Below are 12,708 nucleotides of genomic sequence, written 5' to 3' on the forward strand. Positions count from 1 at the left end.
GTCGCGCTGCTACTCTTTCCGAATTGTTACTACAGCGTTGCATTTAATGAGCGATGGAGTATTTTCGGCGGCGTCCACCTATATGCTAGGTAGGATATGGCAGGATCATGCCCTCCCAGGCTCGATTCGTCAAAAACTTTTTTCGAAAAATAATTATTTGACCCAGTCACGATATATCGCGAACCTTTTTGAAAGACCTTCTCTTTTATGGACGACCTACTGAAACGACGGAATTCGGGCCTCAAAGCCAAGCGGGGCGAAGTGCGTTTTGTTCTTTTGGATGCACTGCGCGGGGAGCCGAAATACGGCTACGATGTGATCAAGGCGCTGGAGGAACGCTCCGCAGGCCAGTATATTCCGAGTCCAGGGGCGGTTTACCCCACGCTGCAATACTTGGTGGACCTAGGGTGGGTGACGGCGACGTTTGAGAATGGGAGGCGCAACTACCGGCTTTCGGAGTCCGGCGAGGCGGAGCTGATTGAGCGCGCGGAGGATATCGAGGCGTTCTGGAACCGCTTCAAGGTGCCCGTGCAGACGGCGGCCAGCGAGGCCGAGACGGGCTTCGTGGAGGAAGACCTGGAGCATCTCGGGCGAACGGTCTGGAATGGGGTCCGCCATTTTTCGGATGAGGGCGATATGGAGGGCGTCCGGCGCATCCGGGCCGCCATTGAGAATTGTCGCAACGAAATCCGGAGGATCATCACGGGCTGAAGATGTAAATTATCGAGTAATACTTCGCTCCAAAAGAATATGAAGCGCGAGATCCAAAGCCTGAGCCGGTTTATGAAGCCGTACCGCCGCTGGGCGATGGCGGCTCCGGTGCTGATGGCCCTGGAGGTCACCTTCGATCTGATGCAGCCGCGCATGGTGCAGCATGTGATCGACAAGGGCATCACGCCGATGAATATGAGCGTGGTGGTGCACACCGGGCTCGCGATGATCGGGTGTGCGCTTCTGGCGATGTGTTGCGGGACGGGGTGCAGCGTGTTTGCGGTGCTCACGGCCCAGGGCTTTGGGGCGGATTTGCGCGGGGCGCTCTTTCGGAAAGTGCAGACGCTCTCGTTTGCGAACCTGGACCGGATCGAAACGGGCAGCCTCATTACGCGGCTCACGGGGGATGTCAACCAGGTGCAGGAGATCGTCATGACGATGATGCGGATGATGGTGCGCGCTCCGCTCACGCTCCTGGGCAGCGTGATCATGGGGGTGCTCACCAGCGTCCGACTGTCGGTGCTTTATCTCCTACTCATTCCGATGGTGGTCGTTGTGCTCGCCTCGATCATGACGCGGATCTATCCGCGGTTTACGCGGGTGCAGCAGGGGCTGGATGCGGTCAATACGGTGCTCCAGGAGAACCTGGCCGGGGTAAGGGTAGTCAAGGCGTTTGCGCGGGCGGTGCATGAGTCGGCGCGGTTCGGACGGGCGAACGAGGAGCTGATGCAAAAGAACATCGCGGCGGTACGACTCAGTACGCTGACCGGGCCCGCGATGATGCTGATTTTGAACACCTCCATCGTGGCGGCGGTGTGGCTCGGGGGTGTGCACGTGAGCGCGGGCGGGCTGCGGGTCGGCCAGGTGATCGCGTTTATCAATTACCTGGGGCAGACGCTCTTTTCGCTCCAGACGGTGAGCATGGTGGTGGTGCGGGTGTCGCGGGCGCAGGCTTCGGCGGCGCGGGTGATCGAGGTGCTGGAGAGCGAACCGGCCTTGAAGGAGCCGCCGATGCCGGTGGAGCGGGGGGCGTCGCGGGGGCGTCTGGTGTTTGAGGACGTGAGCTTCAGCTACCAGGGCCAGGCGCAGCAACCGGCGCTGCGTCATATCAGCTTCGTGGCGGAGCCGGGGCAGACGGTTGCGATTTTAGGTGCGACGGGATCGGGGAAATCGACCATCGCCGCTTTGGCCGCCCGGTTCTACGACCCCACCGAGGGGCGCGTTACGCTCGACGGCGTGGATCTGCGCGATCTCGGGACCGGGGAGCTGCGCCGGGCTGTTGGTATCGCGCTCCAGGAATCTATTCTGTTCCGGGGGACGATCCGAGATAATATCAAGTATGGCCGTCCTGGGGCCGGGGAGGATGAAGTTCTTGCGGCTGCCCGCGCGGCCCAGGCGGATGACTATATCCGGGCGCTGCCGGAGGGATACGATAGTGTGGTGGGCCAGCGCGGCGTGAATCTTTCGGGCGGGCAGAAGCAGCGCCTGGCTATTGCGCGGGCACTGTTGCCGCAGCCGGGCATCCTGATTCTCGACGATAGCACGAGCGCGGTCGATGTGCAGACTGAGGCCCGCATCCAGGAGGCGCTCTCGCAAAACGCCCGCGCGCAGACGCGCCTTATCGTTGCCCAGCGGGTTGCGGCGGTGCTCAAGGCACACAAAATTTTGGTCCTGGACGACGGGGCCATCGTTGCCGAGGGAACCCACCAGGAACTGCTGGAGAGCAGCCCGGTGTACCCGGAAATTTATGAATCGCAGATGCAGAACGGAGTGCTAAGCCATGCAAACTAGAGCGCCGAGGATCGAACGTACCCTGCGTCTGCCGGGACCTGGAGGCCCTGCGGCCCGCCCGTCCGGGGCGACCGAACGGGCCCGGGATACCCGGCGGACTCTGGCGCGGCTGGGGTATTATCTCAAGCGGCAGAAAGGGTCGCTCATTCTGACATCGTTCTTGGTCGCGCTGACTTCCGGTCTCGACCTGATGGGGCCGCTGTTGCTCGGGCGGGCCGTGGATCACCACATCATCCCTCGCCGGTTGGATGGGCTCTGGCGCATCGCGGGCCTGATGCTGCTGGTCTATGCTTCCAGCTCGTTTTTTAACTGGCTGCAAAACTACGTGATGAACGGGGCCTCGCAGCGGGCCGTGCGCGATATTCGCACCGATCTTTTCGCCAAGTTGCAACACCTGCCGCTGCAATTCTTTGACCAACGCGTCCACGGTGAGCTGATGAGCCGGTTGACGAATGATGTGGAGAATATCAACCAGGTTTTCAGCGGCGGGGTGACGCAGATCGCCTCCGGCACACTCAGTACGCTGTGCATTGGCATCACGATGTTCGTCCTTAACCCGTACCTGGCCCCGGTGAGTCTTATTACGGTGGTGACGTTGACGATTGTGGTCAACCGATGGCTGAGCCGCCGGGCGCGCGAGGCGTTTCGGATTCAATCGGCGGCGCTCGGGCGGCTCTACGGGTTTATTGAGGAGACTATTGGCGGCCAGCACGTGGTGAAGGCCTACAACCAGGAGCGCGCGGTCATCGGGCAGTTCGACGCCGCCAACCGCGAGTGGCAGCACGGCGGCATCCGGGCGCAGATTTTCAGCGGCTTCGGTGGGCCCCTCATGAATGTGATCAACAACTGCGGCCTGGCGATCGTAGCCGGGGTGGGGGGCGTGATGGCGGTTTGGGGAATGGCCACGGTGGGGACGATTGCGACGTTCGTTAACTATACGCGGCAGTTTGGGCGGCCGCTGCATGAGATCGCCAACCTCTACGGCGTGCTCCAGGCCGCGCTGGCCGGGGCGGAGCGGGTGTTTGAGATTATCGACGAAGCGCCGGAGAAGGATGCGCCCGCGGTGAGCGAGGCCGGGGCGATCGAGGGCGAGGTGGTCTTTGAGGACGTGAGCTTTTCTTACCGGGCGGGCACTCCCGTGCTGCGCGGGGTAGACCTCTGCGCGCGGCCAGGCGAAACCATCGCGCTCATCGGGCCGACGGGCGCGGGCAAGACGACGATCATCAATCTGCTGACCCGTTTTTACGAAATCGAGCATGGCCGGATCTCCATTGACGGTCGCGATATCCGGGACTTCCCGAAAGCGACCCTGCGGCGGCAGCTCGGGATCGTGCTCCAGGATACGTTCCTATTTACCGGAACGATACGAGATAATATCAGATACGGAAAGTTGGACGCTACTGCCGAGGAGATCGATGCGGCGGTCCGGCTGGCTAATGCTGACCACTTCATTGAGCGCCTACCTCTCGGGCTTGATACGCTGCTCACCGAGCGCGGCGGCAACCTGAGCCAGGGGCAGCGCCAGTTACTGGCCATCGCCCGAGCCATTCTGGCCAATCCGCGCATCCTTATCTTGGACGAGGCCACCAGCAGCGTGGATACGCGCACCGAGCGCCACATTCAGGAAGCGATGCTGCGGCTGATGCACGGCCGGACGAGCTTCGTTATTGCCCATCGCTTGAGCACGGTTCGCGGTGCGGATCAAATCCTCGTCATTGACCGGGGGGAGATCGTCGAGCGCGGAACGCACGAGGAGTTGCTGTTGCGAAACGGGCTGTACAGCCGCCTCTATTTGAGCCAGTGGAACGCTGTCGCCGGTTTGCCGGATTCATCGGAGCCGGGCGGAGAGGCCGACGATCTCGCGTTGGCGGCGGGGTAGGGCGCTAGATTTCCCAGCTGAAGTACTGCTTGGCCTGGGATTGGAAGTGGGCCAGGATCTGGTTCTTGATGACTAGGAAATCGTGGCTCTTGTTGTCGCGGGGGCGGGGGAGGGCAATCGGGATGATTTCTTTAATCTCGCCGGGACGGCTCGACATGACGACTACGCGGTCGCTGAGCTGGATGGCCTCGTCGATGTCGTGCGTGACCATTACCATGGTCGTTTTTTCCTCCTGCCAGATCCGCTCCAACTCGCGCTGCATATGGATGCGCGTGAGGGCGTCGAGCGCTCCAAGCGGTTCGTCGAGCAGCAGGACATCCGGGGCCGCCACCAGGGCGCGGGCGAACGCGGCGCGTTGAGCCATGCCGCCGGAGAGTTGCTTGGGCGAGACGCGCTCAAAGCCTTTGAGCCCGACGAGTTCGAGATGTTTCTGGACGGTGCCGCTGGCGTGCTTGCGCTGTTGATCGCCGAGCGCGAGGGAGACGTTGCGCTCCACGCTCAGCCACGGGAAAAGGCGCGGCTCCTGGAAGACGATGCCACGCTTCCGGCTCGGGCCCTTGATCTTTTCGCCGCCAAGGAAAATGCCGCCGTCGTATTCTTCGTCCAGGCCGACGATCAGGCGCAGCAGCGTGGTCTTGCCGCAGCCGCTCATCCCCACCAGGGAGACGAATTCGCCCGGCGCTACCTTGAGCGAAATATCCTTGAGGATCTGCACCTCTTTCGAGTCGATCCAAAAACTTTTGTTTACGTTTCGAATTTCCAACATTGCGATAAGCTCCGGTTACTTAACGGTCATTTGCCAGCGGATGATGGCGGCTTCGATTTTTTTGATCAGTACGTCGATAAAAAATCCGACGATGCCGATGACGATGATGCCGACCATGACGATGTCCGTGCGGAACATGTCGCGGGTCGCTGTCATCATCTGGCCGATGCCGGAGTTGGCGCTGATCATCTCGGCGCCGACGACCATCATCCACGAAAGGCTCATGCTGAGGCGCACGCCGGTGACGATGGAGGGGAGCGCGGAGGGGATGATGATCAAAAACAGAAGGCGCGCTTTGTTGAGCTGATAAACTTTGCCAACTTCCAGGTATTCCTTCGATACGCCGCGGATGCCGCTGGCGGTGTTGAGCATGGTCGGGAAGAACGCGCCGATGGCGATGAAAACGACCTTGGAGAGCTCGCCGATGCCGAACCAGAGGATGATGAGCGGCATCCACCCGAGCAGCGGTACCTGGCGCACGGTTCGCAGGAGCGGGGAGAGAAATTCGTCGGCGCCTTTGGAAACGCCGGTCAAGACTCCGATGAAAAACCCGAGCGATGAGCCGACCAGGAAGCCTTTGGCCACGCGGCTCAGGCTTACGAGGAGGTTATCCACGAGGATGTCGGTTTTGATGAGATCGATGGCCGATTCGACGACCTTCCCCGGCGGGACGAGCAGGGAATCGGGTGCGATATGGGCGTCGCCAACGACCTTCCAAATGAGCAGCAGGAGCAGCGGCCCGGCAAAGGTTTTCCATCGGGCCAGGAGCTTCCGGCCCGGGGCGTTGATCTTGATGGCCGGGCCGGTTTGGGCCAGGGGGGGATTGGCGGTCTGGGTAATACTCATGATGTTGGGGCTAGTGCCAGCCGATTTCGGCTAGGGCTTGTTCGAGCAGTTCCCGGTTGATCCATGTTTCCACGTCGAATTCCTTTTGGATGAGGCCCGTTTGTTTGGCGAGGCTGATGGCGTTTTTGTAATGGTTGATGAACGCTTCGTCGAAACGCGGGTTGTAAAGCTGTGTGAGCGTCAGGCCGGATTGCGTTTCCTGGACCAGAGCGATATCCGTGCCCGCGCGGGCGTCGAGCTGCTGGGCCTCGTCGCGGTGGCTTTCGTCCGATCTCCACTGGGCCGCGAGGAGAAAGCGTTTCAAGAAACGCTTGGTGATGTCGGGGTATTTTTTCAGGAACGCTTCCTGGACCAGGAGCGCGTTGGTGCCTTTCCAGTCTTCGGGTTCCTGCTTGTTGTTGTAGAGGATCCGGATCTTTCCGCCTTCGGCCAGTTTGGTCAAGGTGGCGGGGCCAACGAAGGCATCGAGATCGCCCGTGGCGACGGCGCTCTGGCCCTCGGCGGAGCGTACGTTGACGAGTTTGACGTTCCGCTCGGTGAGGCCGAGGGACTCCAGCTTGCGTACGAAGGCGAGGTGAAAATACGTTCCCTTGGCGATGCCGACGTGTTTGCCTTTGAGGTCTTCGATTTTCTGCGCGGGCGAGTTGGCGGGAACGGCGATGTAGGTTAGGTTGCCTCGGTAGCCCGCGGCGAGCATTACGGTTTTTACGCCAACGGATTTTCCGATGATCGTGGGCAGGTCGCCGTAGTCGGAGAAGTCGATGCTGTTATTGGCCAGCGCTTCGTTGATGGCCGGGCCCGCGGGGAAAAGCGTCCACTCGATTTTGATGCCCTCGGCTTTGAATTCCTCCTCGAGGGATTTCTGCGCCTGCATGACGGCGAAGTTGCCGGTGCCAAAGGATTTCCCGAAGCCGCCGCCGAGCGCGCCGATGCGAAGGGTTTTAGGGGCGTCCGTGGCGAATGCGGCGCTGGTTGTGAGCCAGCTCGTGAGCAAGCTTAGGGCGAGGGCGGTAAAGCGATGTTTCATAGCTGATGGTCCCATCTGATTTCGTTAAGGGTGTTTTCGAGGAAGGCGCGGTCGATCCATTTTTCGAGGTCGATGTTGGTGGTGATCCACCCGTTGCCGTGGGCGTAGTCGATCGCGTTTTGATAGTGTTTGACGAAAGCTTCGTCGAAGCGCGGGTTGTAGAGTTCCTTAAGCGGGATGCCTGAGTGGACTTCGGCAATGACTTCCACGGGGGTTCCCGCGCGGGCGTCCATTTGCTGCGCTGTCTGGCGGTTGGCTTCGTTCGAACGCCAGCGCACGCCCTCCAGGTAACGCTTGAGGAAGCGCCGGGCGATCTCTGGGTAGGCGTTGAGGAAGGGCTCGGAGACGAGCAGGATATTCATGCCTCGCCAGTCGGCGGGTTCGTCTTTGCTGGTGTAGATGATGCGGGCCGTCCCTTCGTTGCGCAGGATGAGCAGGTTCGCGGCGCCGACGTAGGCGTCGATGCGGCCGCTGGCGATGGCGTTCTGGCCGTCGGCGGGACGGACATTGACGAGTCTGAAATCTTTTTCCGCGAGCCCGAGGTTTTCGAGCTTTCGCGCAAAGATCAGGCGCATGTAGCCGGCCATGTAGACGCCGACGTTTTTGCCCTTGAGGTCCTCGATTTTCTGCACGGAGGATTTGACGGGAACGGCGATGTAGATGTTGCTATCGCGGCCGGTGACGGCGATGGCTTTGAATTTGACTCCGGCGGCTTTTCCGATGATGGCGGGAAAATCGCCGTAGGAAGAAATGTCAACGGTGTTGCTTGCAAAGGCGGTGTTGAGCTCGGGGCCGATGCCCGCGAAGAAGTTCCACTCGATCCGGATGCCGTCGGCTTTGAACTCTTCCTCCAGGAGTTTCTGGTCTTTGAGATAACCGAAGACGCCGGTGGTGTAGGTTTTTCCGAAACCGGAGCCGCCGAGGCCGATCCGGATGACCTTGGGCTTGTCGCCGGACGCGAATAGAGAGCCGCCCCAAAGGAGGGAAACGCCGAGAAGCAGGCGGGCGAAATTTCGGATATTCATGAAGGTGACTAGGTAATGCAAGGTCACTCCGCAGTCGCTGCGGCTGCGGAGTGACACATGGCCCAAGAACAGTTTTCTTTTTTTTAGAACGTGTAGGATGCGCCTGCGAAGAATTGCCGCCCTGGCAGACTCATGCCCGTTCCACCGTTGGGGCCGGCGATGTTCGGCTTGTAGGTGGATACGAAGTCGTTGAGGGTGTAGCTCATGCCTCCGTCGTAGTTGAGGTTAAGGATGTTGTTGATGCCCGCGAAGAGGCTCAGGTTCTTGGTTAGCTCGTAGTTGCCACGGACGTTGAAGGTCCAGTAGGCGGGGCCTTTTTTGGAATATCCCGAGGGATAGTTCAGGTTAAGGTTGCTGGTGCTGTAGTAGGCGTTGGGCGTGGTGCCCCATTGGTTGCCGGTGGCGATGCCGTAGGCATCCAGGGACCACTTCCCGAGCTTGCCGCCCCGCAGACCGACGGTCGCCTGGTAGATGGGCACGCCGGTGAGTTGGTGGTTGTTATACTGGTAGTTGGCGAAGGTGTCGCGAACGTCCAGCGCGGTATTGTAGAGGCCCGAGGCGTAGGGCTCCAGTTTGTAGCCGTTCCACTTCGCCGCCTGGGCGATGTCGTAGGAGACTTTGAACTCGATGCCTTGCACGTCGACTTCGTTGAGGTTGGTCCAACGGGTGGGCGCGTTGGCCACCGTGGGGTCGATCGACTGTGAGCTGATGCGGTTGTAGATCTGGTTGTAGAAGTAATCCAGGTCGATGTTCAGGGCTCCGAAGGCGGCGTTGGCTCCGACTTCGCCGCCGATGTTCGTTTCGTTTTTCAGATCGGGATTGCCGATTTTGATCGAGCCGTTGGCCTGCGCGGTGGTGGAGTAGAGGGCGGTGACGGGCGCCGCGAGGAAGCCCGTGCCGGTGCTGGCGCGCAGGGTCAGCCAATTGGTGGCGGCGTAGGTCGCGCCGGTGCGCCAGGTCGAGGAGAAGTCGGTCTTGAGATCCTTTTTGGTGCCCTCGTCTTCGTTGGGGGTATCCACGATCTGCTGGGCGATGTAGTCAACGCGGCCGCCGAGGCGCACGTCGAGTTTGTCGTCGAGGAGCTTCTGGGAATCCTCCGCGAAGATGGCGCCGGTGTAGGAGTCGTAGTTGTACTCCTGCGGGGCGAGGTCGATTGGCAGGATGTTGACCTTTTTCCAATTCGCGGCGAGGCCGTTGTATTTGAGCAGCGGGTTGGACGGATTCTTGTAGATGTAGTTCCAGATCGCGTTGTATTGATCGGGATTGGCCGCATCGCGGTCGCGGGTGCTGCGCACTTGGGTGTAGTCGATGCTCGCGCCCACGAGGAGCTTGTTGGAGTCGATGGGCTTCCAGGTCAGCTCAAAGATATCGCCGAATTTGTCTTCGGTGCGGATGTTGTCGTCCTTGGTGATGCCGGGGACCGATTTGAGGCTTCCAGCCCAGTAGTTGTTGTTGAGCTTGTAGTCCTTCCAATAGCTGGCGGTGGCGCCGGTCTTTGGGAGGTATTTGTTGACCACGGCGAGCTGGGAGCCGATGAGCGGGTCCTGGCTCCAAACCAGTTCGTCCACGTCCTCTACGAAGTAGGGGTGGTTTGTCCAGCTCAGGGTGTCGTCGGCGGTGCGTCCATTGTAAATGATATCAATGGAGGTGCCGTAACGGTTGTCGTAGTCGGTGAGGCTGAAGGTGACGCCGTTGTGGTCGGCGTGGAAGAAGCCGCCGGTGCGGGCGATGACGTTGACCCGGTTAAGGTCGTTGATGTCGTAGCCGAGGTTGAGGTCGAGCAGGCCGTTTTTGTAGCCGGTGTTGAACATGCGTCCGCGGCTGCCTTCGCCGGAGTGATAGTCGGAGCGGGTCTGGCCAGCGGCGTTGATATACCAGTCGAGTTTGCCGTCCTTGCCGCCGTGTTCGAGGCTTACGGTGTATTCATCCCAGGTGCCCACCGAGGAGGTGATGCGTGTGCCTTGGAAGGTGAGGCCGTCTTTGGTGATGAGGTTGACGACGCCGCCCATGGCCTGGCTGCCGTAGATGACGGAGGCGGGGCCGCGGAGGATTTCCAGGCGCTCGAGGTCGTAGTTGAGCAGCTTGGCTACGTTGCCGGTGCCGGCGGGGCGGCCGTTGACCAGGATGCCGACTTCGCTCAAGTTGTCCCAGTTCTGAATGGCTCCGCCGGTCGAAGCGCCCCGGAGCTGGACGGGGGCGTGATCGACGCCGCCGGTGTAGCCGGTGTAGCTCAGGGAGTTTTTGTTCAAGACGTCGGCGAGGTTGCGGCCTTTGTCCTCGGCGATTTGGGTGGAGTCCACCAGGTTGATGGCCTGGGGAATGGTGGCCACGTTTTCCAGTACGCCCGAGGCGGTGGAAGCGGTGACGGTAACGTCCTCAAGCTTTTGGGTCGTTGTGGTCGTTTCCGTGGTGGCCTGTGCGTCGGCGGCTTTGGAGTTGGATTTTTTAGAGCTTCCTGCTGGGTTCGAAGATTCGCCTGCCTGGGAGGTCGTCCCGGTCGCGGCGGCCTGCTGCGCATAAAGTCCTCCTGCCGATAAGAGCAGGTGCGCAAAAATGATGGAGGCGGTTGGATAAAATTTCATGAAGCGGTTGTTGAAGAAGGAGTTAACGGAGACAATTCGTTGGTGCAGACACAGCGGTTATGTCTGCTTCAGTCGTACGCGATAGGCGTAAGGAAGCCTGGATAAGGCAAATGAGAACCCCCGGGCGAAGGGTGTTTTCAGACTTGGACTAGGACTTGATACACAGTTTTTGCATGATTGGAACTTTGACTAGCTAAGGTTGACTTACATAGCGGGCGCATGTCGTACCCTCGGCACACCTTTTGAGTGTGACTTCGATGGATATGGATGCTGCCCCGATAAGAACCGCGCTTGCGTAGCGTAGGCCCCGAATCACTGCCCGGCGGTTGATGATTCCCATCGCGGCCGAACCGATTCCCTCTTGCCAACATACCCCCTATTTCTGGTAGAGTGAGCGCGTCTACCTAGTAACTTGCTAGGAGTTATGTAGCGGTGTCAAATTGGGGGATTTCCCCTATTTCGTCAAACCTTTTTTTGAAAATGATCGAAGTTTCACGACATATCGCGACGTTACTAAAGAAACCCCGTAAAAACGCCGTTCTGCCGGGCATGCTGAGCCTGAAACGATCCTGGTGAAAGGGTGGGGGAGCCGTTTTGGGTAAAACGGGGGCAGAAAGCGCCGAGGGGTGGTTTTTGGGCTTTCGCTGGAGGCTTTCTGAAAAAAAGGGGACCAGCCGAGTGTGCCGGTCGCCGATTGCCTCCGTGTCCCCTTTCGGGGAGGAAGTTGATGGAATGGTCGGGCTGGCGGGATTCGAACCCGCGGCCTCTTCGTCCCGAACGAAGCGCTCTACCAAGCTGAGCCACAGCCCGACTTTTTTCCAATGCTCTAATTGAGCAGGGGGTGGATGTATCGCCTACTTTGCCGCCGGGGGCAAGAAGATTACGAAAAAACTTCGCCGATCGTTCCTCAACGCCATGGGTTTACTCTGAAAACCCGTTTTTCGTTTTTCTCCGGGCATTTAGATGAGCCCTTGGCCAAATTTCTCGCCCACCTGCCGGTGCATCTCTTTGATCTCTTCGGCGTGGTCTTTGCGGCAGACGAGCGTGGCGTCCGGGGTGTGGATGATGATGAGGTCTTCGCAGCCGATGGTGGCGATGAGGTGATCCGGGTCGCTGGAGGCGGCGACGGTCCGTTTGCTGCCGAGGTGGAGGGTTTTGGCGGCGGTGGCGTTGCCGTTCTCGTCCTGGGGACAGGTTTCGGCGAAGCTGGGCCAGGAGCCGACGTCCAGCCAGGTGAGGGGCATGGGCACGGCGGCGACCTGGACTTTGGGATCGCGCGAGGCGGGCTCCATGACGGCGAAATCGACGCTGATTTTCTTGAGCGTGGGGAAGGTTGTGTTGAGTACGGCGGTTTGCTGGGGGCCGTCCCATGCGGCGGCGATTTTGGCGATGCCCGTGGCGTTTTCCGGTGTGTATCGCTCGATGCAGTCGAGCAGCGTTGAAGCGCGCCAGACGAACATGCCGCTGTTCCAGAGGTAGTGCTCTGGCCCGGCGGCGAAGTACTCTTGGGCGAGAGGGAGGGCCGGTTTTTCTTTGAACTGCTCGACTACGTGGGCGGCGGCGCCGAGCGGTGCGCCGAGCTGGAGGTAGCCGTAGCCGGTGGCGGCGGCGGTGGGCGATATGCCGAAGGTGACGAGGGTTTCGGGGTGTTCTTCGGCCAGGCGGTAGCCTTGTTCGACGATTTTTAGGAAGTCGCTGACCGGCTCGATGATGTGGTCGGCGGTGAAGACGGCGATGACGGCCTCGGGGTCGCGCCGGGCGATGACGGCGGCGCTGTAGCCGACGGCGTTGAGGGTGTCGCGGCCTACGGGCTCGGCCAGGAGCTGCCCGGGCGGCAGGCGCAGGGCGTTGCAGATGAGGTCGGCATGGGCCTGGCCTGCGCAGATGTAGCGGTTTTCAGCCGGGACGAGGCCTTCCAGGCGCTCGAAGGCGAGTTGAAGGAGGCTTTTTCCGTGGATGAAGGGAATCAGTTGCTTGGGCAGGCTGGCCCGGCTCATGGGCCACAACCGGGTTCCCGATCCTCCCGCCATTATCAGCGCATATCTCATAGGGACTATAGCAATAGCGGAACGGGGTTGGAA

The 12,708-nt window shown here is 60.4% G+C and carries 9 protein-coding genes and 1 tRNA gene; 3 read left to right on the forward strand and 7 right to left on the reverse strand.

Features of this window, described 5'->3' with window-relative positions; all coding sequences use genetic code 11:
* Window positions 1-207: 207 nt before the first annotated feature.
* From B2828_RS11210 to B2828_RS11220, 3 genes are read left to right on the forward strand one after another with little or no spacing between them, the layout of a single operon-like run.
* Window positions 208-711, forward strand: a complete 504-nt coding sequence (locus B2828_RS11210; protein WP_479633833.1) for a PadR family transcriptional regulator — start codon at window positions 208-210, stop codon at window positions 709-711.
* A 39-nt stretch (window positions 712-750) separates the two neighbouring features.
* Window positions 751-2,502 carry an ABC transporter ATP-binding protein gene (locus B2828_RS11215; protein ID WP_479633834.1) on the forward strand — a complete coding sequence of 584 codons (1,752 nt, stop codon included), beginning with the start codon at window positions 751-753 and terminating at the stop codon, window positions 2,500-2,502.
* Window positions 2,492-4,381, forward strand: a complete 1,890-nt coding sequence (locus B2828_RS11220; RefSeq protein ID WP_479633835.1) for an ABC transporter ATP-binding protein — start codon at window positions 2,492-2,494, stop codon at window positions 4,379-4,381. Before B2828_RS11215 ends, B2828_RS11220 begins: the two co-directional genes overlap by 11 nt.
* A gap of 4 nt (window positions 4,382-4,385) precedes the next feature.
* On the opposite strand, the gene B2828_RS11225 is transcribed toward B2828_RS11220, so the two are convergent.
* The 7 genes from B2828_RS11225 to B2828_RS11255 form a co-directional block, all read right to left on the reverse strand.
* Complete coding sequence (locus B2828_RS11225) at window positions 4,386-5,147, reverse strand: ABC transporter ATP-binding protein (RefSeq protein WP_479633836.1); 762 nt, start codon at window positions 5,145-5,147, stop codon at window positions 4,386-4,388.
* A 15-nt stretch (window positions 5,148-5,162) separates the two neighbouring features.
* On the reverse strand, window positions 5,163-5,993 hold the full coding sequence (locus tag B2828_RS11230; protein WP_479633837.1) for an ABC transporter permease: 831 nt from the start codon (window positions 5,991-5,993) through the stop codon (window positions 5,163-5,165).
* Between the two features lie 10 nt (window positions 5,994-6,003).
* Window positions 6,004-7,020, reverse strand: a complete 1,017-nt coding sequence (locus B2828_RS11235; protein WP_479633838.1) for an ABC transporter substrate-binding protein — start codon at window positions 7,018-7,020, stop codon at window positions 6,004-6,006.
* Window positions 7,017-8,102, reverse strand: coding sequence for an ABC transporter substrate-binding protein (locus tag B2828_RS11240; protein ID WP_479633839.1), 1,086 nt, complete (start codon window positions 8,100-8,102; stop codon window positions 7,017-7,019). The genes B2828_RS11235 and B2828_RS11240 overlap by 4 nt, the downstream gene beginning before the upstream one ends.
* Window positions 8,103-8,128: 26 nt before the next feature.
* Entirely contained in the window at window positions 8,129-10,627 is a 2,499-nt protein-coding gene (locus B2828_RS11245; protein ID WP_479633840.1) for a TonB-dependent receptor, read from the reverse strand.
* Window positions 10,628-11,360: 733 nt separating this feature from the next.
* Window positions 11,361-11,437, reverse strand: a tRNA-Pro gene (locus tag B2828_RS11250).
* Between the two features lie 149 nt (window positions 11,438-11,586).
* Entirely contained in the window at window positions 11,587-12,675 is a 1,089-nt protein-coding gene (locus B2828_RS11255; RefSeq protein WP_479633841.1) for a mannose-1-phosphate guanylyltransferase, read from the reverse strand.
* Window positions 12,676-12,708: the final 33 nt, after the last annotated feature.

This window comes from Spartobacteria bacterium UBA695 (assembly GCA_002298145.1).
GTDB lineage: Bacteria > Verrucomicrobiota > Verrucomicrobiia > Chthoniobacterales > Chthoniobacteraceae > UBA695.

Bases quoted from the DNA above. Each gene is read 5' to 3' on its own strand.
- B2828_RS11210 (WP_479633833.1), top strand. From the start codon at position 208: ATGGACGACCTACTGAAACGACGGAATTCGGGCCTCAAAGCCAAGCGG.
- B2828_RS11215 (WP_479633834.1), top strand. From the start codon at position 751: ATGAAGCGCGAGATCCAAAGCCTGAGCCGGTTTATGAAGCCGTACCGC.
- B2828_RS11220 (WP_479633835.1), top strand. From the start codon at position 2,492: ATGCAAACTAGAGCGCCGAGGATCGAACGTACCCTGCGTCTGCCGGGA.
- B2828_RS11225 (WP_479633836.1), bottom strand. From the start codon at position 5,147: ATGTTGGAAATTCGAAACGTAAACAAAAGTTTTTGGATCGACTCGAAA.
- B2828_RS11230 (WP_479633837.1), bottom strand. From the start codon at position 5,993: ATGAGTATTACCCAGACCGCCAATCCCCCCCTGGCCCAAACCGGCCCG.
- B2828_RS11235 (WP_479633838.1), bottom strand. From the start codon at position 7,020: ATGAAACATCGCTTTACCGCCCTCGCCCTAAGCTTGCTCACGAGCTGG.
- B2828_RS11245 (WP_479633840.1), bottom strand. From the start codon at position 10,627: ATGAAATTTTATCCAACCGCCTCCATCATTTTTGCGCACCTGCTCTTA.
- B2828_RS11255 (WP_479633841.1), bottom strand. From the start codon at position 12,675: ATGAGATATGCGCTGATAATGGCGGGAGGATCGGGAACCCGGTTGTGG.